24 protein-coding genes are annotated in these 20,818 nt (G+C 54.4%); 10 read left to right on the top strand and 14 right to left on the bottom strand.

Features of this window, described 5'->3' with window-relative positions; all coding sequences use genetic code 11:
- Positions 1–433: 433 nt before the first annotated feature.
- From AC56DI_RS07750 to AC56DI_RS07715, 8 genes are all read right to left on the bottom strand, one after another.
- Complete coding sequence (locus AC56DI_RS07750; RefSeq protein ID WP_496345634.1) at positions 434–997, bottom strand: S26 family signal peptidase; 564 nt, start codon at positions 995–997, stop codon at positions 434–436.
- On the bottom strand, positions 994–1,527 hold the full coding sequence (locus AC56DI_RS07745; protein ID WP_496345633.1) for a DUF2840 domain-containing protein: 534 nt from the start codon (positions 1,525–1,527) through the stop codon (positions 994–996). Before AC56DI_RS07745 ends, AC56DI_RS07750 begins: the two co-directional genes overlap by 4 nt.
- Positions 1,524–1,775: a chromosome partitioning protein ParB gene (locus AC56DI_RS07740; RefSeq protein ID WP_496345632.1), complete on the bottom strand. Its 252-nt coding sequence runs from the start codon at positions 1,773–1,775 to the stop codon at positions 1,524–1,526. The genes AC56DI_RS07745 and AC56DI_RS07740 overlap by 4 nt, the downstream gene beginning before the upstream one ends.
- Positions 1,772–2,410 carry a ParA family partition ATPase gene (gene parA / locus AC56DI_RS07735; RefSeq protein WP_496345631.1) on the bottom strand — a complete coding sequence of 213 codons (639 nt, stop codon included), beginning with the start codon at positions 2,408–2,410 and terminating at the stop codon, positions 1,772–1,774. Before parA ends, AC56DI_RS07740 begins: the two co-directional genes overlap by 4 nt.
- A 241-nt stretch (positions 2,411–2,651) precedes the next feature.
- Positions 2,652–3,485 (bottom strand): replication initiator protein A, encoded by an 834-nt coding sequence (locus AC56DI_RS07730; protein ID WP_496345630.1) that lies wholly within the window; start codon positions 3,483–3,485, stop codon positions 2,652–2,654.
- 26 nt (positions 3,486–3,511) lie between these two features.
- Positions 3,512–3,808, bottom strand: coding sequence for a helix-turn-helix transcriptional regulator (locus tag AC56DI_RS07725; RefSeq protein WP_496345629.1), 297 nt, complete (start codon positions 3,806–3,808; stop codon positions 3,512–3,514).
- Between the two features lie 84 nt (positions 3,809–3,892).
- The gene (locus AC56DI_RS07720) at positions 3,893–4,675 is read right to left on the bottom strand and encodes a DUF2285 domain-containing protein (RefSeq protein WP_496345628.1); all 783 of its coding nucleotides are present in this window, start codon (positions 4,673–4,675) and stop codon (positions 3,893–3,895) included.
- A gap of 340 nt (positions 4,676–5,015) precedes the next feature.
- Complete coding sequence (locus AC56DI_RS07715; RefSeq protein WP_496345627.1) at positions 5,016–5,366, bottom strand: DUF2958 domain-containing protein; 351 nt, start codon at positions 5,364–5,366, stop codon at positions 5,016–5,018.
- 316 nt (positions 5,367–5,682) lie between these two features.
- On the opposite strand from AC56DI_RS07715, the gene AC56DI_RS07710 reads away from it, so the two are divergent.
- The 6 genes from AC56DI_RS07710 (at position 5,683) to AC56DI_RS07685 (ending at position 11,848) form a co-directional block, all read left to right on the top strand.
- Positions 5,683–5,973 (top strand): helix-turn-helix domain-containing protein, encoded by a 291-nt coding sequence (locus tag AC56DI_RS07710; RefSeq protein WP_496345626.1) that lies wholly within the window; start codon positions 5,683–5,685, stop codon positions 5,971–5,973.
- Positions 5,974–6,336: 363 nt separating this feature from the next.
- On the top strand, positions 6,337–8,013 hold the full coding sequence (locus tag AC56DI_RS07705; RefSeq protein ID WP_496345625.1) for a reverse transcriptase domain-containing protein: 1,677 nt from the start codon (positions 6,337–6,339) through the stop codon (positions 8,011–8,013).
- A gap of 260 nt (positions 8,014–8,273) precedes the next feature.
- Positions 8,274–8,903: an SEC-C metal-binding domain-containing protein gene (locus tag AC56DI_RS07700; protein WP_496345624.1), complete on the top strand. Its 630-nt coding sequence runs from the start codon at positions 8,274–8,276 to the stop codon at positions 8,901–8,903.
- Positions 8,904–9,294: 391 nt separating this feature from the next.
- Positions 9,295–10,371 carry a nucleoid-associated protein gene (locus AC56DI_RS07695; RefSeq protein ID WP_496345623.1) on the top strand — a complete coding sequence of 359 codons (1,077 nt, stop codon included), beginning with the start codon at positions 9,295–9,297 and terminating at the stop codon, positions 10,369–10,371.
- The gene (locus tag AC56DI_RS07690; protein WP_496345622.1) at positions 10,371–11,336 is read left to right on the top strand and encodes a GTP pyrophosphokinase; all 966 of its coding nucleotides are present in this window, start codon (positions 10,371–10,373) and stop codon (positions 11,334–11,336) included. The genes AC56DI_RS07695 and AC56DI_RS07690 overlap by 1 nt, the downstream gene beginning before the upstream one ends.
- A gap of 314 nt (positions 11,337–11,650) precedes the next feature.
- Positions 11,651–11,848: a DUF7740 domain-containing protein gene (locus AC56DI_RS07685; RefSeq protein WP_496345621.1), complete on the top strand. Its 198-nt coding sequence runs from the start codon at positions 11,651–11,653 to the stop codon at positions 11,846–11,848.
- A 383-nt stretch (positions 11,849–12,231) separates the two neighbouring features.
- Here the strand turns inward: AC56DI_RS07685 and radC are convergent, their stop codons facing one another.
- Positions 12,232–12,741, bottom strand: coding sequence for a RadC family protein (gene radC, locus AC56DI_RS07680; protein WP_496345620.1), 510 nt, complete (start codon positions 12,739–12,741; stop codon positions 12,232–12,234).
- Positions 12,742–13,218: 477 nt separating this feature from the next.
- Between radC and AC56DI_RS07675 the strand changes: the two genes are divergently transcribed.
- From AC56DI_RS07675 to AC56DI_RS07665, 3 genes are read left to right on the top strand one after another with little or no spacing between them, the layout of a single operon-like run.
- Complete coding sequence (locus AC56DI_RS07675; RefSeq protein ID WP_496345619.1) at positions 13,219–14,133, top strand: hypothetical protein; 915 nt, start codon at positions 13,219–13,221, stop codon at positions 14,131–14,133.
- Between the two features lie 3 nt (positions 14,134–14,136).
- Positions 14,137–14,583 (top strand): hypothetical protein, encoded by a 447-nt coding sequence (locus AC56DI_RS07670; protein WP_496345618.1) that lies wholly within the window; start codon positions 14,137–14,139, stop codon positions 14,581–14,583.
- Between the two features lie 2 nt (positions 14,584–14,585).
- Positions 14,586–16,670, top strand: coding sequence for an AAA family ATPase (locus AC56DI_RS07665; RefSeq protein WP_496345617.1), 2,085 nt, complete (start codon positions 14,586–14,588; stop codon positions 16,668–16,670).
- A 181-nt stretch (positions 16,671–16,851) separates the two neighbouring features.
- Here AC56DI_RS07665 and AC56DI_RS07660 read toward each other — a convergent pair whose 3' ends face one another.
- Both AC56DI_RS07660 and AC56DI_RS07655 read right to left on the bottom strand, forming a co-directional pair.
- On the bottom strand, positions 16,852–17,751 hold the full coding sequence (locus AC56DI_RS07660) for a TIR domain-containing protein (RefSeq protein WP_496345616.1): 900 nt from the start codon (positions 17,749–17,751) through the stop codon (positions 16,852–16,854).
- The gene (locus AC56DI_RS07655; RefSeq protein WP_496345615.1) at positions 17,748–18,026 is read right to left on the bottom strand and encodes a YuaX family protein; all 279 of its coding nucleotides are present in this window, start codon (positions 18,024–18,026) and stop codon (positions 17,748–17,750) included. Before AC56DI_RS07655 ends, AC56DI_RS07660 begins: the two co-directional genes overlap by 4 nt.
- Before the next feature lie 215 nt (positions 18,027–18,241).
- On the opposite strand from AC56DI_RS07655, the gene AC56DI_RS07650 reads away from it, so the two are divergent.
- The gene (locus AC56DI_RS07650; RefSeq protein ID WP_496345614.1) at positions 18,242–18,625 is read left to right on the top strand and encodes a helix-turn-helix transcriptional regulator; all 384 of its coding nucleotides are present in this window, start codon (positions 18,242–18,244) and stop codon (positions 18,623–18,625) included.
- Positions 18,626–18,639: 14 nt separating this feature from the next.
- Here AC56DI_RS07650 and AC56DI_RS07645 read toward each other — a convergent pair whose 3' ends face one another.
- Genes AC56DI_RS07645 through AC56DI_RS07635 form a run of 3 tightly spaced genes read right to left on the bottom strand, consistent with a single transcriptional unit; the run spans position 18,640 to position 20,761 of the window.
- Positions 18,640–19,164 carry a helix-turn-helix transcriptional regulator gene (locus tag AC56DI_RS07645; protein ID WP_496345613.1) on the bottom strand — a complete coding sequence of 175 codons (525 nt, stop codon included), beginning with the start codon at positions 19,162–19,164 and terminating at the stop codon, positions 18,640–18,642.
- A gap of 4 nt (positions 19,165–19,168) precedes the next feature.
- Positions 19,169–19,444, bottom strand: a complete 276-nt coding sequence (locus AC56DI_RS07640) for a hypothetical protein (protein WP_496345612.1) — start codon at positions 19,442–19,444, stop codon at positions 19,169–19,171.
- Positions 19,445–19,504: 60 nt separating this feature from the next.
- On the bottom strand, positions 19,505–20,761 hold the full coding sequence (locus AC56DI_RS07635; protein WP_496345611.1) for a tyrosine-type recombinase/integrase: 1,257 nt from the start codon (positions 20,759–20,761) through the stop codon (positions 19,505–19,507).
- Positions 20,762–20,818: the final 57 nt, after the last annotated feature.

Below are 20,818 nucleotides of genomic sequence, written 5' to 3'. Positions count from 1 at the left end.
TGCTCCCTCGGTAAGCCAGAGCGTGTTCTGGCGTGCGAAGCACGCGGGCATGCCTGCAGCAGCGAGCGCTACGCGCAATACACGGCACGGCGACGAAACCGCGCCGTGCCGCTCCCACCCCACGTGCAGACTGAAGTTGCGGAAGGCCAAGTGCCGCCCCCTTTTGTCTTGCCTTCCGCCTTTGCCTGTCGCCTGCGCTCTAGGCGTCGGCGGCCCGGAGGCATAAAGCTGTTCGCAGCCAGCCCACCGGCGAACGCTGTGACGGCCAAGGGCCGCGTGCGCTCGTGGCAAGACGTTTGCACGTTGGACGGATACGTCGGAGGTTGCGCGAAGCACGGTGCGAATGCACCCGCGCTGCACGCACAACGACACGGCAACAGCCAGCCGGTCGACACGTCGGATGCCACGACGAAGTGCAGCAAGTCGCCCCCCATCACCGGCTCGTCTCCAACCAGAGCGGATGCGCGACACCGAGCACGGCGGAAGCGTCAACCGGCCCGAAATAGCGACTGTCGAACGCCCCCGGATTGGTTGTACTCAGCAGGAACAGCTCTCCGGAACGAAGTCGGCGACAGCCCGGCCAGGCTCGCAATGACCGGCCCATTCGATCGGCAAGCAATGCGACGGCCACGGGCACGTCGTCGATGCGTACAGATCCATCAGTGATACACACTTCCTGCGGCGCAACCGCGCCCACACGCTTGAGCAATGGGATGCCTATCGGCAGGTAGCCGCGCTGTGCGGCAAACAATGCGACAGCATCCGGTAGTTGGGTCAGCACGATGCTGCCAACTGGCAGCGAGCCGATCCGGTGTCCGGGCGGATCGACTCGGTACCAGCCAACCGCCACGCTGTCCGAAGGGTTGTAGATGACGCGGGCATCGGGCTGCACGAATGACGCCCAAGCGAGCGCAGCCAGGCCACAGGTGGACAGACCTGCCAATGCGATGCGGGCGCGCAGGCGCGAGCGAGGACGCGGGGCGGCGGCGACGGTCACGACAGCAGCCTCCCCGTCAACCAGGCTGCATGCCGCTCGGCCGTGTACGCTGGCAGCGGCTGGTGCGCGGCGAGCCGGTTGCCCAGCATGCGCCAATACGCGGGGGGAACGGCGCACGGCGCGATGCCCAACGCCTCGATGGCATTGATCTGCGGCAGCACGGCGCGCACAGCTGGCTCGCTCTCGGCGTGCAGCAGCAGGCTCGCACCCGGCAGCACGCCGGGGATGCGCTGCGCCGCGTCCAGCGACGTGCAAGCCTGCATCACCATGAGCTGCCAGCGGATCATTCCGTAGTCGTTGGCCTGCCAGCGGATGCGACAGAAGACGGCACCCGGCAGGAACACCGCGACACGTCGCCAGTGGTCCAAGCGGTCGGTGCGCGCCGGTTCGCCGAAGCGCAGGTAGAGCTTGATGCGCTGTTCCACGTAGGCGAGCGAGACGCGAGTCAGCTGTGCGGCGTCAGTCTGGCCGACGAGCACCGCGAGCAATGGCTGCGGCACAGGCGTGGCCACCGAGCGCTGTGAGTTCATGGGGCTTTCTCCGGGAACTCGCGTTCCAACAGCGCACGCAGCAAATCGGCGACCGTCACCCCCTGGGTGAACGCCAAGACCTTGATGCGGGCGCGCATGGCGGACGTGATATCGAGGGTCAGACGCGCGGTGTAGAGATCGCCTTTCTGCAGGCCGCCAGCATCGCCCTGACGAACCCACGCCTCGGCATGCGGACTCGCCGGAGGGCGCACGCCAATGGCCGTGCGCTTGCCGCGCTCGGTGGTCATGGCGTCCACCGCAGCAGCTCGTCGACCAGCGCGGCAATCTCGCGCGCGGCGGCGCTATCCGGTGCCGTCTCGCGGGCGAGACGTCCTGCGGCCACGCTGTCGGCGAAGACGATACGTTGGCGCACCTCGGCATGCAGCGCCGGCAGCGGCTGCTCGGCCAATGCCTGGCGCGCCTCGCGGCCGATGATGGTGGTACTGACGCGCCGGTTGATGACGAAGGCCGCGCGCAGCGCAGGCTGGAACATCTGCGCCTCGCGAATCAGCGCGACCATCTCTGCGCTGGCCCACAGGTCGTAGGGGCTAGGCTGCACGGGGATCAACACGCGCTCGGCCGCCAGCAGCGCGGAACGCGCCAAAGCGGCAATGCGCGGCGGGCCGTCGATGACCACGTGATCGGCGCGACGAGCCAGATCGGGTGCCTCTAGATGCAGGGTCTCGCGGGCAAGGCCCACGGCACCAAACAAGCGCGGTAAGCCCTGCTGGGCGCGCCGCTGCGTCCAGTCCAGCGCTGAGCCCTGCGGGTCGGCATCCAGCAAGACCACATTCTGGCCGCGCATCGCCAACTCGCCAGCGATGTGTGTGGCGAGCGTAGTCTTGCCCACGCCGCCTTTCTGGTTGAGTAAGGCGATAATCATGGCGCGGACCTCCCTGCGGAGAATCCGACCTGACCGTGCCGTTTTGCAGTTGTCCACCGCAACGGTGCGCCTTTATAAAAAGTTAAAGCTTTAAAGTTAGAGAAGTTAAGGGGGCCTGGATCCAGCGCAGGTTCTGGTCTGCAGACGATTTCGTACGCCTGATAGCACGATAGGGACACGCCTGATAGCACGATACCCCGTACGCCTGATAGCACGAGCCCGTGCACAGGTTTTCCCGCAGTTACCCCCGTGCCGTGGGCGACACGGGTCGGAACGTCAGCAGCTCCGTGCTGGCCTCCGGTATTCGCTCGATACCAAGCACGTAGCCGGGCAGCGACTGCCGAGCCACCAGAACGCGCAAGTCGCAGGCGAAGTCGCCGAGCCTCGCAGTGCTGCCCGACTTGCGGTGCAGATGGCGGAAGTCGAACTGCCAGCCGTCCGGCTGCTTGCCCCCATGCTTGCGCACCAGGCGGTATAGCCAGCGCTCGATGCCGCCAGTGAGCCGGAAGTACGCTGGATCGATGGTCAGCACCAGGGCGGCGTCCAGCACGCCCGCATAGAACCAGTCTGGCAGGATCAGTTCGATGCCCAGCGGTGTGCCACGGGTATCGGCCAACTCCTTCCACTCGTTGATCCAGGAGAAACGATGCAATCGCCGCCCTGTGGTCTCGCGGATGGACGTAGCTATCGTGGTTGATTGCAGACGATCTAGGGCGGCCTTGAGGCGCTGGTAGTCGCGTAGTGACACCCCCCGCCCAATGAAGCGCAGAATCTCGTAGGGCGTAGCGCGCATCAGGCGCGACGGATGCAAACCCGCGTCGCGCGCCTCCACGATCTGGCTGGCAGCCCAGATCAGCACGTCGGCATCCCAGATAGTGGCGATGCCGTGCTCCAGCGTGCCCTCCACTCGTACGGTAACGCTGCTGGTGCGGAAGTCGATCGGCGTTGTGCGCCGAGACTTGGCCAGCGAGAAGAACGGATAGGCCATCAGATCCTGGCTGTCGCGCGGCGCTATATCGCCCGGCAAGGCGCGGAACAGGTCGAGCTGTTCCCGCTCCATCGAAGAGTTGGACATGGCGATGGCCACCAGCGAACCGCCGATCAGCGCGCACGACTGTCGGCCGAGTGATGCTCGGCATATTCAGGATCGGACGTAACCTCGAAGCTGCGCTGGTCAGCCCAGCTGTCGAGATCGGCAAGGGCATACATGACGCGCCGACCGAATTTGCGAAAGCGCGGGCCGCCACCAATTACGCGCTGTTTTTCCAGCGTACGCGGCGACAGGCGCAAGTATTCGGCCGCCTCGTCGTTGGTCAGGTAGCGCTGCGGCTGGACAGTGACTGTGGGCTGCAGGGGCTTTGGGTGGGTAACAGCAGATCGCACGGGAGCAGGTCGCATGAGGTGAGCCTCCATCGTTCAGGACTGCCCGACCGCACTAGCGCGGCCAGATGGAGGCAGTCTCAGGAATGGTGGGCGGTCTGCTCAGGGTCGTTTTGCGGGCAGCGCGGAACAACCCTCCCCACACCCATCGAGCTGTGCCAGACGGCGATAGCCACCGCGCATCAGCGTCCGGCCGCGCCGCACCAGGCGGCGCACCTTCGAGCGCAGGCCTCCGTCGGCATGCCAGCCGACCACCGCGGCCCGGCCAAACAGCCCTTCGGCCACTTGGCGCAAGGACGCTCCCGCCAGAGTAGCGTCGAGTGCTTGAAGGGTATGCAACTCCAGCAGCGCGGCGGGACTGGGCCGGCACCGTACCGCCGCAAGCGGTATAGCATCAGCCGCAACAGCCAGTTTGTTCAGTCCGGTCGCGATTGTGCAGTAGCGTGCACAGGCCCGAACGGCATGAACATAGGCCATTCCGTCCTCCAGACCGGGAGCGACGGCCAGCCGCAGGCAGCAGCCCGGCCAGCGTGTCGTCAGCAGCAGGCGCCTGCCGTCATGGATCAGGCTCTTGCTGCCTGGGATGCGCCAGAAATCGAACGGCGCGGCATTGGGCATGGGATCGACATCGGGATAAAGTTGTATCAGCTCCGGGTGGTCTGGGAACCAGGCTGGAAGCGCGTCTCGCGCATCCAGGGCCGGGTCTTCCAGCAAGCGCAACCCCCAGCAATGCGCAGCCTTGGGCCGACGGCGCCGATGCTGCCAGTCGCAGCGATACTCTGGATTCCTGCGCAGGTACTCCCAGGCCAAGGCGAGGTCATCCAGATGCAGGACATAGAGGTAGGCCGCGATGGGATACCAATGCTCGGTGTCGCGATCAGCCATGAGGCAACCTCCCTTTGCACAGGGTCCGTCTCCACGAGCTCCCAACTCGAAGTCAGGGCCTCTTCGACACAGCTTCATGTGGAGATGCGTCAAGCGACTGCATCAAGACCGATTGACTCCGAAGCGTTGCACGAATCGTCCGAGTGCGACTGCGCCACCGTCCTTCAATGGTGTGGCTCCAGACATATCCTGCGACCTTGAGCGGTAGCCATCATGACCCATTCGGTCAGGCTTATATCGCCTGACTGCAACAGTGCCGATTGAGACAGGTACGGTCTGGACTCGGACCGAGTCGATCACGATACGCCCCTCGATGAAAGGGACCGGACGGGCGACTCGGTCAGTCCAGGATCGAGCCGTTGAGGTGCGCCAGCCGCAAGTATTCAGACAGCGTGCGCGTCGCTCGGAAGTACAGGTCGCGCATGACCGGGCGCTTGAGCGGCCCGACGATAGACGCCAGTTCGGACAGTTTCACAGCTCCCAGCTCGGGCATGCCAATACCCACGTCGCACAGGCCATAGGCCGTGTCCTCGTCGGCCGGATTGAGCTCGGTCAGGAGCCAGGTCGCATGCGCGTCTGGGGTGAACAGGCGCACCACCGGCAACGGGTCGATGACCTGGCCCGCCGCCCGGGCCCGGCCGTTCGCCAGCAGTTGCTCGCGCTCCGCCTCGGTGATAAGCGACAGGGTCATGGCTGCGCACCATAAGGCGGACGTGCCTTGCACGTAAGCGTCGATACACGGATGTGTTTCCACACAGAATCGCCAATCCGCCGATGCGGATTCGTGCATTCCCCCAAAAGCACGGATACGCATGCCAGTGAAACCGTGAAGGCGCCCAGGCATGGAGTCGGCATTACGCAAGTCAGGAAAGACACGTAGGCGCCTCTACGGTTCTGATGAAATCCACCGGCACGGGTTTCTGTAAAAGCACGAAAGTGCCGGAAGCCCCATCAATGAGTTAAAGATAACGTGGTTTTGATTCTCTCTCGACCCGACGCTTCTGTCCATGCAGAAGCGATCCGTCCAGCCCGGCCGACCAGCCGGTACCACCACCTTCGATGCCGAGCTGGCGCAAGCCTTCGGCGCCGCGGTGCGCGCGCTACGCATGGAGCGCGGCATCGCGCAGGAAGCGCTGGCGAACGTGGCCGGTATCGAGCGCTCGCACATGGGCAAGGTCGAGCGTGGCGAACACATGCCCACGCTGGCAATCATCTTCAAGATCGCTGGTGCGCTCGATTGCAGTACGGCCGTACTGATGGCTGCGGCGGAAAGCCAGCTCGTAATCTCAAGGGCATAATCCCGAGACAGCGTCCCGACACCCTCTAACCAAAGGCAGCAACCCACTGCCCTGCTCGAACTGCCTGCGCTTCAAATCTAATCGGCCAAAAGCGGACATTTAGTAGGGTAAAAAAACGGTTCTCTTTCCCTCACTTTGGATCTTTCTGAGTGATCCTGCATCTCAGGACCTTATAACTTCTCGAAGTCTTGGCAGATTTCTACAACTGAATTATGATCCGTCCGCCCACTCAGGACTCGCATTTCTAAGATCGATTCGTCTTAGCTTGTTGCACTTACACCTTTGACTCTTCGAGTCGCGCGCAGATGGATAGCTCTGCGTAGTTGGAGTCCTGAGTGTGCATTTCCGTTTAAGGAATTAAAGATGGCTATTCCCCAAATAAAAAATAATCAAGACCTCGCGAACTACATTGGGGTCAAAAGGGGGGTGCTTGCATATTATGCTTATTATATTGACCCCACAAAAGCGTACACCTCCTTTTCGATCAAAAAGCGTTCGGGAGGGGAGCGAACAATTGATGCCCCTGTCCGGGGCCTAAAAGAGCTTCAACGAACAATTCTAAACAAGCTATCTCCTGAAGCGACTTTCAGACACTGCGTCTATGGATACATTCCAGGACGAGGTATTCTCCAAAATAGCGTTGTCCATGTTAGGCAGAGATGGGTGCTAAGAGTCGATATAAAAGACTTTTTCCCAAGCATAACTACTGCGCGGGTCTCTGGAATGTTTAAAAACCCGCCTTTTGACATGACCCCAAAGGCCGCCCGAGCGCTTGCGCTCATCAGCACTAAAGATGGAGTTCTCCCGCAGGGAAGCCCACTAAGCCCATGGATTACAAACGTTATTTGCAAGGGCTTAGACTATAATTTAAAGCGCCTAGCATCCAAGCATAAATGCTATTACAGTCGGTACGCAGATGATTTGTTTTTCTCTACGAGCAATAGCTTATTCCCTACTGCTCTTGCACGAAAAAGCGATACCGAGAGCAATGTGATAATTGGCGAAGAATTGAAGCTTGAAATTTTGCGCGCGGGCTTCCTGCCAAATGAAGAAAAAACCTCCCTTAAGCCGATCTCTCAGCGCCAAGTCGTAACTGGAATTGTCGTAAACTCCCGTACCAACGTACCGCGTGAATATATTAAAAATATTCGAGCAGCACTTTATTCGTGGGAGAAATTTGGCTTAGAGGCTGCCGAGGAGCATTGGCGCAGTAAAGTCGATTCAAGAAATAGGGCAGGCGAGCCGCCACGCTTTCGATGGGTTGTGCGAGGCCAAATCAATTTCGTAAAGCATGTTAAAGGTGAGGCTGACCCGGTATATTTAAGTCTCGCCAAGAAACTTAAAAGTCTGGATGATAAATTCACATTCGACGCTAAAATGTCAGCATTATCGGTTATCGAAGAGGTACAGCTTTTTGTAGAAGGTGTCACTGATAAAAAACATATAGAGAAAGCTTTCAAAAATGCCCAGGATAAAGGACTTTATCCGGATCTCAGACTGACGCTCCCAAACCAAAGGGAATATGGGAGCAGCAACTTAAAGTCTTTATGCGAAACTCTTAGCGCCAACGCTCAGCGCTGCCTAACAATATGCATCTTTGATCGAGATGAACAGTCCTATGTGAAAACCATGGGCGGCTCGTCTGGCGACTACATGGATCATAACAATAACGTTTTTAGTTTAATTATTCCTCGACCTGCTTTTAGGGTGGAGACTGATATCTGCATAGAGCATTTATATAAAGACTCAGATCTATTTAAAGCTGACACCGCTGGAAGACGTCTATATTCAAAAAGTGAGTTTGATAAGCATAGTTGCCACCTCGTAGATCCTTTTATTTTTATCAGGACTCCCCCAAAATCATTGATTTGCGACTCAAGCGTCATAAACATTTCTACTAAAGCTAGCGTGGCGTTAAGCAAGGTTGATTTTGCGACAAATATTTATGACGAGGTCGCTCCTTTTGATGAAGTCTCATTTGAAGGCTTTCTTCCTTTATTTACAAAGATCCAAGAAATTAAAAATCTTTTTAGGAAGTGAGTTCTTCCCACCCCCAAGGTCAGCACATGTGGCTAAAGAGAACTAATCTTCCAGATATCGGCTGACTAATTTTGGCCGGTTCGGCCTATCTCGACCGGCAGCGGTTGGCCAGAAGTAGCCAGTCTGGCCACTAAATGAATCTGTTGCCTTTTCCATGAGTGTCGACAATGTCGTAGGACAGTGCGCCGTAGGCATCTGGGTCGAAGAGTCGCAGCCATCTTATAGTGCAGTCCCTAGCTTCTCCCTCAAGGACGAATGAAATGAGCAATACCCGTGCGCCAATCGAACTACCGGCGCGGATACTAGATTTTTGCAGGCAGGTTTCTCCAGAAAAACCGGTCGTGATGGCGGTTGAGCCGCAGGAATTTGCAGTGCCGGGAGAGTGCTACTCGAATGTGGAGGAGCAGATTCGGAGAGCTGGAGGCTCGACAGTGTACGGGTGGCAGATATGGGACTGGCCAGCGGTCTTCACCGAAGCGGAGTTCCATGCCGTCTGGAGAGCGCCGGACTGCTCGCTTCACGACATAACGCCGAAGGTTGATGGGGACAAAACAGTCGTTTTTCTCCCTGATTCCTCGCGAACTTACCAAGGGAGCCGCATCGACAGCATCCGCCGCCCAGCATCCACTAACCAGATCGTCGGCGACTTCATTCGGCTATGCGAGGCGAACTTCAGCAGGTTTGGCCAGACACCCAATGGCCTCACTCTTGAGGGGCGAGATGCCGACCTCTACCAATCATTCGAGCTTGCCCACAACTTCATGGTGGAAGTAATCGCCAACGGGGCAAACCGGAACTCGCTCTGCCAATGCGGAAGTGGCAACCGCTATAAGCACTGCCATGAGCACAATCTGCGCAGATTGATTGACGGCCTTTCGTCCGTGTTATGACAGCTTTATGCCAGCGTCTGAGCTATCAGGCCCGCAGCCTTCACTTATTTAGGTAAGAAGAAACTGAGTTTTTTGGCCGACTGCTGCCTGTCACTAGGGGCCGCTGTCGGCCGGAAGCGGGTGGTCAGCCCGTGAAAATATGAAAAATAAATCAGCTCCCACCCCCACTGAGAACCGCCACCAAATGGCGGCCAGTTGCTATATTCCTCCCGGTCGAAACCCGTCGACTGATTGCGCTACAACGTATAATGAGCGCCGAAACTCTGTCAATGTGAGCGACTGACAGATTTTGGGTGCTCATATTTAAAAAGTTGGGGCTGCTCATGCAATACATGGTTAGAAACATAAAACTCTAAAACCAAGAAAGATTCCGGAATCTGATAGGGACATTATGAGCAATTTTGAATTTGAAGCACTCACCATTGAACGAATGATAGCGCATACGATTTTTCCTCGGACAAAAGATGGACTATTGGTCAAGCCTCAACTGTCCAATGATTTAATTCCGCTGGATGTCGACTCTAGGGATTTGGTGCAAATTCGAGTGACGGATGCTCTAGGCAGCACATCTCATGGAATAGAGATTAATGTCGAGAGGTCAGGTGAAGGGTCCTTCATGCAAAAGGCCGCTGCGATTATCAGAATGAATGACTTGGATTTTGTAGCCAAATCCAAAGTAATTGCGAGCGACCTAGCTGACGCCCAAACTAATCCAAAGTGGCCTGGCGGGATATTGATCGTATTAACCGGCAAGGTTGGCAAAAATCAAAGCCCGTACGCCGCAGTTATTAAGGCCGAAACCGATAAGGGTTTCAATATTGAAGAGGTGAACGGCTCCGTCAGCTTGACACTTATCAAGAAAATGCTCTTATCTCAAACACAGCGCCTGTACAAGATCGGGATCGTTATTGAGATATCTTATCAAGCCCCAATAAAAAATCTTTACTCGCCTGAAAATTACAGATATTTCTTGTTTGATCACCTACTCACCAGCACCGAAACAAAATCCGCAGCTGCATATTTTTATAATGCGTTCTTGGGCATGAATATCGTAGGCTCTTCCAAGTATCAGACCCGGAAGTTTTATGAGACGACCAAGACGTTCATTAACGCGCTTCCAATAAGTGCGCCAGAACGAGGTGCTTTATTAGAGGCGCTACGCTCTGACCTGCGCAGCAATAAAGGAACCATGTCAATTGCTACATTTGCGGAAGAGCATCTCCCTAAGGAGCAAAGGGAAGAGTACAAGAAAACGATGTCCGCAACCGGACTCCCTGACACGGCGATGATAAAAGACCTTGCTTACATTAAAGCAAAACTACGTCGACCTCGTAGAATTGATTTCAGTACGGGTATCAAAATTCAGGTTCCAGCAGATGTGAATTTTAGCGAGCATGTTCAAGTGGAACCTCAAGCAGGAGGCTATACACAGGTTCGAATAAAGGGCGTAGTCGAAGGGCAAGAGTAATGGAACTCGAGGGATTTAGAGGTTGGCTGACAGATGCCCAGCCTAGCTTGCGAGCATGGGGGGACCTTGTCCGTGAAACTGTTAAAGCGATCTCTAAATCCGAGAGTATAACTCTTCAAATACTGAGCAGTAGAGTCAAAGAAATTGATTCTGCGATTGGCAAGCTGTCGAGAAAACCTTACAAGAATCCAATGTCCGATATGACAGACCTCGTGGGTGTTCGAGCTGTTTGCCTGCTTAGTCCGGACGTTGAAAAACTGTGTGCTTCGTTAGCGTTACATCCAGAGTGGAGAATTCAGAAATCTCGGGATACCTCTAAGGAGTATGAGCAAGCCCCAGAAAAATTTGGCTACCAATCCCACCATTTCGAAGTGCGTGCTAAAGTTGACTTTAATGCTGATGGGGTTCTCATCCCGGCAGATACGTGTTGTGAACTTCAAGTAAGAACGTTGATGCAGCACGCTTATGCGGAGGTAGTACATGATAGTATTTACAAAAGCTCTTGGGGAGCCCCTAGCAGAGCGATTAGATTTGTTTCAAGCAGTGCGGCTCTAATAGAGACTGCAGATCATCTTTTTTGTGAAACCATGAATATTTTAGAGTTGGAGACTAAGTCCCGCGGCGAGCTGCTAGAGCAGCTTACGGGCCTTTACGACTCAAAAATAAAAACCAAGGGGTTCAAAGATCAGAAGTTCAACATGATGGTTTTGGAAGAGCTTAAAGATTTAATTGATGACGAGATCATTCCAAAGCTTTCAGCCTTTCTAGATGAGCGAAACTATATTCCTGACAGGATAAGCACCAGAGTCAACTCTGACGTATTCTGGTCTCAACCAGTTTCAATGCTGGCGTATTTCCTAGTGCATGATCATTCATATCTGGTAAAAGACGCTTGGCCATTCTCTGAGTCTGAGGACGCGTTAGCTATGGTTTACAGCGATCTAGGGAAGAAGTTTGCAATCTAAGGAGATTTGCTTTTAGTTTTCAAGGTTGAAAAGTTCTTTCAGAGACATTCGGTTAATAATTCATCATTCGGTCGACTTGAGTCTATTGGCTCGTTCGCCTCCCGAGCCGAAATAATCAAAGCCAGTTCTAACGCCTGATCGGTCGCGGTAGGATTGGCTAGCTCCCTTTCCTCCATCAACGCTACAGCCTTGCCAGCTATCAGCTACCTAAATAACTATGCCCCTCATAACGCTGGGTATCCGAATCCTTTTGCGACAAGCAGTTCAACCGTAGAATGCAGCCGCCCACTATCCTCCTGTTCAATGAGAAGCCTGTGAACCTCACTGACGCGACAATAGCGCTACTGCTAGCAGCCAAGATTCATGGCACAAGTGCAGCGGTGCAAGCCACCGCCAAGCGTTGCGCCCAGCACCTCCCCCGCAGCAAGCGCGACCTGATGTTTACCGTTATGAATAGCCGCGAGCCGCTAAAGCTCGTCGAGCACATCGCTCAGCATCTGGATCTGGAATAGAGCTCCCGAGCTGCCATGCAACTGATGGCGTCGGCACTTTTGCTTACGCCTGCTTGAAATCGGGCGCGGCAAAGCTGCCGCGCCCGGTCTTAAGAAGCCCCCAGCTTCCTTGCAGGGGCGCTATGCACATCAGGCGGCCAGCGTGTGACCCTGCATCTCATCGTCGGCCTCTACCGACTCTTCTATCATGCCCTGAACTAACTGCGACTCACCGATGACGTATTTGCCTCATCGGCAAATTGCGTGCTGGACCTGGGGGCCGAGAGCTGGCAGATAGAGACTATGTGAAACGACTTCGCCAGAGCGAGCGCAGTGCCGACAGGTGATGCGGTGCTGGCCTCATTCGGCGGCGCAGCAAAAAAGGGGGCCGAAGCCCCCTGCGGCTAGAGCAATCCCTGCTCTGCGAATGAGACGGTTGCCTCGCCGCCCACGATGATGTGATCCAGGGAGCGTACGTCTACCAGCGCCAGAGCCTCCTTGAGGCGCTGGGTCAGCACCTTGTCTGCCTGACTAGGCTCTGGATTTCCGCTCGGATGGTTGTGCGAGAAGATCACCGCAGCTGCATTGACCCGCAATGCTTCCTTCACCACTTCGCGTGGATACACCGCCGCTGCATCGATGGTGCCGCGAAACAACTCCACGTACTCGAGCAGCCGATGCTGGCTGTCGAGGAACAGCGCCGCGAACACCTCGTGCTCGAAACCGACCAGCTTGGTGCGCAGGTAGTCTTTGACCAGCTCCGGCGAGGTGAACAGCGCCCCGCGCTGGTACTTCTGATCAATCGCCTGGCGCGCCATGCTCAGGATCTGGTCCACAGACGCGGGCAGATAGCGTCCCTGCTCATCACGCACCAGCAGCATGGAATCGAACGAGGAAAATGAAAGTTGCGACATGGTCGTGCTCCGGTTGCTCGGGCGGAATTGCCCGGAACCGGCACCAGCACGGCGCAGCGCAGCTGTCAGGGGTCAACGACGGCCGCCAGGACGCCAGCGTGCATGCACGCGCAGCCCTTGACGGCGAGAACGCCGTGATACGGTGAAGGGAACAGCAAGACCGCCCCACTCCACCCATGCCACGGATCGGTAAGCGGAGCGCGCAGGCCCTCACGGGCCGGAGACATCAGGGATCAAAGCCGAATGGCCGTGATTCGGCACGAAGCACGGGGCGCAGCCCGCGAGCCCGACGGCGGCACGCCGGGAAGCCCCAGCAAGCTCAAGGCATGTCTGGCCAACACTATCTATTTATGTTCGCTAGACCCTGTGATGGCCTTTTGTTAATTTCACATAAACCCGATGCCGAATCTGCTGGCAATCTCGGATCAATGGATGTGATCAGCCCCGCGCGATCAGCTTCAATAAGGCAAACAGGAAGTGATAGAGACACCAATCGGCCAGTTCACGGGGACAACTTGGGAAGCAGCCTGTCAGCTGGCATTTAAATCAAAATACGGAACAGATGGCTACCAGCAGATCCCAGCCTCTCCTGGAGATTACGGTATTGAGGGCTTTACCAAGCATACTGGTTATGCCTTTCAATGCTATTGCCCTGAACGACTATATGAGCAAGACGAGCTTTATGAAAAACAGCGGGACAAAATCAACACCGATCTAAAAAAACTCAAAGATTACGCAAAAGAACTGCAAGGCTTATTAGGTGGCACCAAAATCATAAACTGGTGCTTCGTCACCCCCGAAATCAACCGACATAAACTAGTATCTTACTCCAGGACAAAAGAAGCGGAAGTCAGAGGTTGGAAACTTCCTCATATAGATGAAAATTTCAGCATCCTACTCCACGACCATGAGTTCTATCTGAAAGAATTCAACTCGCTAAGAACTTCAGCAGGCATGCCACCGTATGTCGGCTCCCCTATTCAAAGATTGCCGGAAGTTAATTCCAGCGGCGAAGCATTTGATATAAATTTAGAGCGCAAATGCCGCCTACGCCTTTCCGGAATGTCTGAGCAAAGGATTCAGGGGTTGATTACCATGACCCGAAAATCCTTTCTCGATCATGACTCCTATTTTCAATCACTGTATGACCGCTCACCTCAAACCTACGTAAACATAGCACGCGTAGTGAATAGCTTCGAAACACAAGTTACCGAGTGGATATATACATCCGAGGAAACTCCCGAAGCACTTACGGAACTGGTTAAGTCAAAGCTTATGGAATGCCTGATCACAGACCGGAACGTCAACATTGATAGCTCTACAGCCAGAGAAGTAGCAACCAGAACCGTTGCTAGATGGCTTGCCATATGTGAACTGGACTTTATCGAGTAAGACATGGCCCAATTAAAATTCACTCGACGCCCCATCCCGGTCCTGTCCGAGCTTCGCCCGGTATACAAAATAGCCCAAGCACTCCTGATACTCCATATTACAGGGCATGGTGGCAAAAGCAGCTTAATTAAAATCCATCTAATGAACTGGGCTCTTAAACGTCCTGAGCGTGCTCTAGCATTAAAACGTGGCGCAGAGATCAGTCAGCTTCACCTACCGATCTGGGGTTTCGACCCTGCCATGGCCATCGCATTAAATCTGGCATACCAAGACGGACTGATTACACAGACAACAACTGGTGGCTTCGCCTTGTCCACAGCAGGCTTGGTCTATGTAAAATTAATACTTGCAGATGACAGTATTCTCAACGAAGAAAAAGCCGCCCTGCATTCAATCGGGAAAAGGATTACAGAAAAAATGGTAACGTCTGTATCCAAGGAATGGGACTAGAAATGTATATCAAAGCGCTCAAGATTGATGTTCAAACAAGCAGCGGCCCGTTCGGCTTCTATACAGAATTCAGCCGACATCTGAACATTATCAGAGGCCGTAACTCAGCAGGGAAAAGCACTATCGTACATGCAATCCTCTATGCCATTGGGATGGAAGAGCTGCTGGGTGCACAGAATGAAAACGCCTTAACTTATGCTTTGAAAGATCATGTTGAATATGACGAAGCTAAGCACCCCATACACTCCTCCGGGGTAACAATTGAAATAGAAAGCCATGGAAAAATCATTACAATCACTCGAGGCATCAAGGGAACAGGAAGAAACAACAAACTTGTCGAAATTCAAGAGTGTGCAGGTCTAACGAAGTCCGAGAGCACTACTTCGTTCTTCAGGTTCATCCATGATAGCGGAAGCGCTCAGATCGAAGAGGGCTTCTTTACCTACTTTGAAAAATTCCTCGGCTTGAACTTACCGATGGTTCCCCAAACCAGCGGGAAGCCAGTGAAGCTTTACCTTCAGTATATTTTCGCAGCCATGGCGATCGAGCAAAAACGCGGATGGACAGATTATATTGCCAATCTTCCATATTTTGGCATTAAGGATGCCAGGATTAAGATCGTTGACTATCTCGTAGGCACCGATGTTTTTGAAACTGCTGCCAATCGAGATATCTTGGATAAAGAATCCAAGCAAATATATGACGAGTGGCAAATACTTTACCGCACCCTCAACATTGAAGCCTTAAAGCTTGGACTTCACTTTGAAAATATTCCGAAAGTGCCTGCTGCCAATTTCGATCAAGAAATCGTCACTTTCAGCATGGTTCTACCAGATCGTGAACCGGAAAGCCTTATAGAATACAAAAGAAGTCAAATTGCTGAACATCAACGAATCGGATTAGAGCAACAGAACCGCCCCCAAGCATTACCTCAACAGCTGACACAGTCCATTGAAAAACTCACAGACGAACTCGCTCAACACACCGTTGCGTATGAAACATGTCTGGGTAACTTAGCCCTACTCAGGGCGAGCCGCAATGCCAACATAACAAACACTAAACAGGCGCATGACGAACTGAAAAAAAACCAAGCAGCACAAAAGCTCATAAATTATGGCGCATCATTAAGCCTCTCGACCGCAAGTGATTCATGCCCCGCCTGCCACCAGAAAATTGGTCACTCCCTCGTAGATCTTCATGAAAGTACACCGCACATGGATATAGGGACGAACATTGATTATCTGAGGGCACAGCTGCGGATGCTAGAGAGAGAGGCCGCCGGAATTGAACAGCAGATCGCAGAAACTGAAGCTCTCAGAGATCAAATCTCCAGAAAGGTTGCAGCAACCAAATCATCACTCAACGCACTTCGATCTGATTTGAACTCCAAGTCCACCGTATCTCAAGCGGGCATTCGGCGCCAACTACAGATCGAAATACACCTTGAAGAACTTGAGAAATTTGCAGAAAGCGCAAGCTCTATACTGAATCAAATCACGCGACTATCTGCACAGCACGCAGCGAACGTAAAATCCCGTTCCAACTTGCCGAGCAGCACCTACTCCGCCGCGGATAGTGCAAAGTATGATCTCTTCGAGAAAATGTTCCGACTTAACATAGGCACCTTCGATTACCACAGCGCGGCGATTTCTGACATCGAATTTAACCGCGATAACTTGCTGCCCTATCTAGCAAAAATGGAGCTGCGTGAAATCAATGAACGTGGCGACACTCAAGCATCAACAAAGACTGAAGGATCCAAACCAAAAGGCAATATCGCGCGCGAATCAAGTGCAAGTGATTTCGTTCGCCTGATCTGGAGCTACTTACTCTCCATTTACCAGACCTCGTCACACCCTACCGTTCAAGGCAACCACCCAGGCTTCCTATTATTGGATGAACCCGGACAACACTCTATGGCCACGAAGAGCCAACAAGCTTTGTTCCAGCAACTATCTGCTGAGGCGAATCTACAAAGTATCGTTGCCGCATCGTTTGACGACAGCGAAGCCACCTACTTGGAAGCCACTTACAACGTAAACTTCAAGCTCATCCAACTCGCCGACAAGTCAATTGCGCCCATCTAACATAGTGAGCGATGCACCATAGATTGGCAGTAAAAACATTAGAAAAACTAGAAACCCATTCAGCTCAGCTAAGCTCAGGAAGCAAAAATTCATAAGAGCCAAGCCCTGTAGAAATTCCGCCTTTCAAAGAGGAGTTTCTACAGGGGATTTTGCTCCAAGCTCCGATACAAGATTTTTTAGCTCAACTCCAGAATCTGCTTGCGTCAAAATCAAGTCCCGCCTCTTTCATTTCCCGCACCAACCTAGCTTTCCACCCTTCCGCTGGGTCCATTTCAGTATAAATAACTCCGAATAGATCCGACGGTATTTCAACATCGCCTTTTCTAAGAAGGCATACGCGGCCACGGCCTAACTTACCGGTAAAATATCCTAGCTCAAAGATAACATTTTGACGGGCTCGTGCCGATGGCGTATCTGCTTTAACGGGCGCACCAACATCGTCAGGTGTTAGCAAAATCACAGCAAACCCTACTTCCGCCGACTGCTCAAACTTCTCGATTATTGTACGACCACGATCTGGCTCCTCTTTTAAAATAATTGAAACCAAACCTAATTTCTCAAGAAATCTGGCTAGCCCGTACAAGGCTGCTTCATCATGTCCATGCACGATGAATACTTTGTTCGACGGCATAGCTGGCCGAGGTGCTACTTGCCCACTTGCCAGCACGTAAGCCTTGTAATCTCTCGCAAATGGAATAATTATCTGGGCAATTAATGCATGGAAGCCTGATATTACTTTTCGACTTCCCGTATTGAAATAGTGATACCCAAAGTTCAACGCATAAGGTGGATCATCAGCCAGCTTCCGTATAAGAAGCAAGGTCATCCCCATCCGAAGCCTATCATCTTCTGGCCAGGCTAACTTATGGCTCCCTGTAAAGCTCCCACCTGAATTTTCGCTTTCTGATAAGAAGTGATCTAAGTCAGTCCCTTGAGTTAGCCCTACATTTACTTCTTCAAAGGTAGGGTCAGACAGCAAGCGAGCCAACTTTTTCAGGGGAAGTTCAAAGGTCTGCTGCTGGGAGCCCTGGAGATCCAGTATAGCGTTATTAATCTGTGTAAACACGTCAGCTGAGCTCATTCTTCTTCCCCTGGCATGCGCGCCTCTGCCGCTCGTTCAATAATCCCCTGACGGTAATGTTCTTTCATATTTTCTATTATCGGCCCGACAATGGGGTTCGCCCCATAAGCACCCACACGACTGTCGATTACATCAACAACATGTTGTATAGCCTGCTCAATGCTCGCAGGATCGTACGGATCGAACTTCACTGAACACAAGTCGCCATCTAGCTCTTGCAGCGCTTCTTGGGCCAGCGCCAGATCACGCTGAAGTTTATCAAAGCCCTTGATCATACTTCTCTCCTTGTAATCCACACGCAGGGACTTCTGTATCTTGACACAGCTCACCCAATATCCGAGAAATCCGATCGCTTTAGAGAGTGATTATCCCTTTCCATAAAAACCGCAGGTGCGACCTCCGCCGCCACAAGAGACTTGCGCCCCACTACGCTACAACAAGTTGTGCCGATAGCCACTCAGCCTCACAGTGTTTCCATCCAGCCAGACACATGGAGTCCGAGATGGAACATCTATCGCCAACATCCGGCGCTTCAAATTCCGAGACCAGCCAATCTCTCCCCATGCCTGGCACGGAGGCCTACGAAACACTGCCGCAGTTCCCGAGGCACAGCCCTCTGCCCTTCCGGCGCACCATTCGGCGACAAGAACTGAGGCAGATCATCCCCTTGTCCGAAACGACTATCTACGAGATGGAACGCCATGGAGAGTTCCCCCGGCGCTTCAACCTGACACCGCGTTGCGTGGTATGGGACTTAGCCGAGGTCGAAGCATGGATTGAGGAGCGCAAGCAGGTTCCTCGTAAAGGCATCAGTGGCCCGGATGTCCGCCTACGGAAAACCCGCCCAGTTAGGGCGGGTTCAGATCAGGAATGAAGCAGGCGGTGGCCTCAACCGACAAGAGCTTCCAGCTCCTCAGAAGTCGAGCGCGATAGGCGCCGGCTTTCCTTGGCCAGATTGACCTGCAAGGCCACACGGGCCACTTCCAGAACGTCCCTGGCCAGTGAATAGCTACCCTTGACCTGCAGCCAGGCCAGCACGTCAGCCAGGTGCCAGATTGACGCACTGCCTTCATGCACCGGTGCAGGGAAACTTCCCGGGTTGGCCAGCATCAGCTTGCGCATGTTCTGCCGCGACACGCCGACCATTTCGGCCACATCAGTCAGACCGACCAGATCCGGGGCTACCTCGATCAGTCTCGCCGACGGCACAGCACTGCGCACATCGGCCAGCGCACTGCGCATAGCCGCATCAGCACTCTCTGCCTCGCGGGTGAATTCCAGCGCCAGCCGCCCCGGCTGACCGATGCCGACCAGGGCATCGTCGCAACCCGCTTCGCCAAGACGCTCGACCAGCGCATCCGGGTTATGGTCATCATCGGCAAGTTGGTATTTCAGAGTGAAGGTATATTCCATCGTGCTACTCCTCTGCACCGTCAGCAGCCTCCTGCGGCTTACGGTGCGTGGTGCAATTGTCCACGACGCGCCGCAGGGCGCGTGCGTGGTTGCCAGGGCTCTTTGGCGTGCTCCATACGCTGGTGATGCAGAACTCGCCGCAGCGACACTCTTCATCGTTGTACGGACAGTAGATTCGCGCCCAGGCGTGACTCCCGCCAACTTCTACGCGCCAACCCTGCCCTTCGGCATGCCTAAGCGCTTCTTCGACCTCTTTCTTCGGATGCGAGGGACGGGGCATCAGTGATCTCCAGTATTGGCATGACCAGCATGGTTGTCAACTGACAACCATGCACTTCCTTCAAACTGCGGCACTCAACACCGGCACGGACACATTGTCCGGCAGCAGCTTCGGCACATGAGTGCGACCATCGATCCAGGCATCGACCATGTCCGCCCACTCTTGCAGCATGTGTCGCCGCTGCTCAGCGTACTCGGCCTTGTTATAGACCGAGCGCGAAGAACGACCATCCTCGTGCGCCAGACACTTCTCAATCCAGTCGCCATTGAAGCCTACCTCGTTGAGTAGCGTGGAACCTGTCCTGCGCAGGTCGTGAACCGTAAACGGCTCCAACGGCAGACCCGCTTCCTTGGCACGAGATGCGATGAGTTGGGTAATCCGGTTCAAGGTGGCGTGCGACATGCAGCGGTGAATTTCATAGCGCGAGGGCAACACGAACCTGGAGCCAGCAGCACAGGTGTGCAGTGCCACAAAAATGTCTAGGGTCTGGCGAGATAGGTAGACCACGTGTGGATTACGTCCCTTCATCCGCTCCTTGGAGATCGTCCAGGTGGCGCGCTCAAAGTCCACCTCATTCCAGGTCGCCTCGATCAGCTCACTCTTGCGCACAAGGGTCAGCAGCACCAGACGCAAGGCCAACCGGATCGTGGGGTACGCCGCAATGGACTCCAGCTGGTGGAAGGCCAGGCGTATCTCAGTCGGCGTAAGGGCTCGATCCTTCGGCACAAAGGTGGCGATCGACGCCGCCTTCACATCATCAGCCGGATTCTCGACCTTTTCTCCATGCAGAATTGCGAACGCATAGACCTGCTTCACGATGTCACGAACGTGGACGGCCGTTGCCGGCGCACCACGAGCTTTCACCTTGGCACAGAGCGCCCGCAGATCGTCAGGAGTGATTTCGGTCAGGAGCCGGTTCTCGAAGACCGGCAGAATGTCGCGGTCGATGATGCTCTTGCGCATTGCCCGCGTACTGTCGGCCATACGCGCATCGGCTAGCCAGCTCTTCAGCACCTCGCCGAACGTCTTCGCGGCAGTCAGGCGGCGCTTGGTCCTCTGCTTCTCCAAGGAGGGGGAGGTTCCCTGGGCGACCATGCGTTTGGCATCGAGCAGTTTTTCGCGAGCCATGGCCAACGAAATGCCCGCTGGGCCATACCGTCCGATGGTCAGAGTTTCACGTCGACCATTGAGACGGTAATCGTAGCGAAAGGTGACGGTACCGGTAGACGATACAGTCACGTACATACCATCGCGGTCGGAAGCCTTGTAGGGCTTGGCCTTGGGCTTGAGATTGCGCAGTGCGGTGTCGGTCAGCATCGAGGTTTTTCTCCTGTTCATGACGGCTTTTACCGTCAAGGGTCAGGAGACCTGCTG

The organism is Pseudomonas sp. BGA-UO-ETr-WB11, from assembly GCF_059567785.1.
The sequence above is the reverse complement of the archived record's forward strand: the minus strand, read 5'-3'. Positions and strand labels throughout refer to the sequence as shown.

Bases quoted from the DNA above. Each gene is read 5' to 3' on its own strand.
- AC56DI_RS07670 (WP_496345618.1), top strand. From the start codon at position 14,137: ATGGCCCAATTAAAATTCACTCGACGCCCCATCCCGGTCCTGTCCGAG.
- AC56DI_RS07710 (WP_496345626.1), top strand. From the start codon at position 5,683: ATGCAGAAGCGATCCGTCCAGCCCGGCCGACCAGCCGGTACCACCACC.
- AC56DI_RS07740 (WP_496345632.1), bottom strand. From the start codon at position 1,775: ATGACCACCGAGCGCGGCAAGCGCACGGCCATTGGCGTGCGCCCTCCG.
- AC56DI_RS07650 (WP_496345614.1), top strand. From the start codon at position 18,242: ATGGAGTCCGAGATGGAACATCTATCGCCAACATCCGGCGCTTCAAAT.
- AC56DI_RS07640 (WP_496345612.1), bottom strand. From the start codon at position 19,444: ATGCCCCGTCCCTCGCATCCGAAGAAAGAGGTCGAAGAAGCGCTTAGG.
- AC56DI_RS07720 (WP_496345628.1), bottom strand. From the start codon at position 4,675: ATGGCTGATCGCGACACCGAGCATTGGTATCCCATCGCGGCCTACCTC.
- radC (WP_496345620.1), bottom strand. From the start codon at position 12,741: ATGTCGCAACTTTCATTTTCCTCGTTCGATTCCATGCTGCTGGTGCGT.
- AC56DI_RS07695 (WP_496345623.1), top strand. From the start codon at position 9,295: ATGAGCAATTTTGAATTTGAAGCACTCACCATTGAACGAATGATAGCG.
- AC56DI_RS07745 (WP_496345633.1), bottom strand. From the start codon at position 1,527: ATGAACTCACAGCGCTCGGTGGCCACGCCTGTGCCGCAGCCATTGCTC.
- AC56DI_RS07655 (WP_496345615.1), bottom strand. From the start codon at position 18,026: ATGATCAAGGGCTTTGATAAACTTCAGCGTGATCTGGCGCTGGCCCAA.
- AC56DI_RS07665 (WP_496345617.1), top strand. From the start codon at position 14,586: ATGTATATCAAAGCGCTCAAGATTGATGTTCAAACAAGCAGCGGCCCG.
- AC56DI_RS07635 (WP_496345611.1), bottom strand. From the start codon at position 20,761: ATGCTGACCGACACCGCACTGCGCAATCTCAAGCCCAAGGCCAAGCCC.
- AC56DI_RS07730 (WP_496345630.1), bottom strand. From the start codon at position 3,485: ATGTCCAACTCTTCGATGGAGCGGGAACAGCTCGACCTGTTCCGCGCC.
- AC56DI_RS07645 (WP_496345613.1), bottom strand. From the start codon at position 19,164: ATGGAATATACCTTCACTCTGAAATACCAACTTGCCGATGATGACCAT.
- AC56DI_RS07705 (WP_496345625.1), top strand. From the start codon at position 6,337: ATGGCTATTCCCCAAATAAAAAATAATCAAGACCTCGCGAACTACATT.
- AC56DI_RS07715 (WP_496345627.1), bottom strand. From the start codon at position 5,366: ATGACCCTGTCGCTTATCACCGAGGCGGAGCGCGAGCAACTGCTGGCG.
- AC56DI_RS07690 (WP_496345622.1), top strand. From the start codon at position 10,371: ATGGAACTCGAGGGATTTAGAGGTTGGCTGACAGATGCCCAGCCTAGC.
- AC56DI_RS07725 (WP_496345629.1), bottom strand. From the start codon at position 3,808: ATGCGACCTGCTCCCGTGCGATCTGCTGTTACCCACCCAAAGCCCCTG.
- AC56DI_RS07700 (WP_496345624.1), top strand. From the start codon at position 8,274: ATGAGCAATACCCGTGCGCCAATCGAACTACCGGCGCGGATACTAGAT.
- parA (WP_496345631.1), bottom strand. From the start codon at position 2,410: ATGATTATCGCCTTACTCAACCAGAAAGGCGGCGTGGGCAAGACTACG.
- AC56DI_RS07660 (WP_496345616.1), bottom strand. From the start codon at position 17,751: ATGAGCTCAGCTGACGTGTTTACACAGATTAATAACGCTATACTGGAT.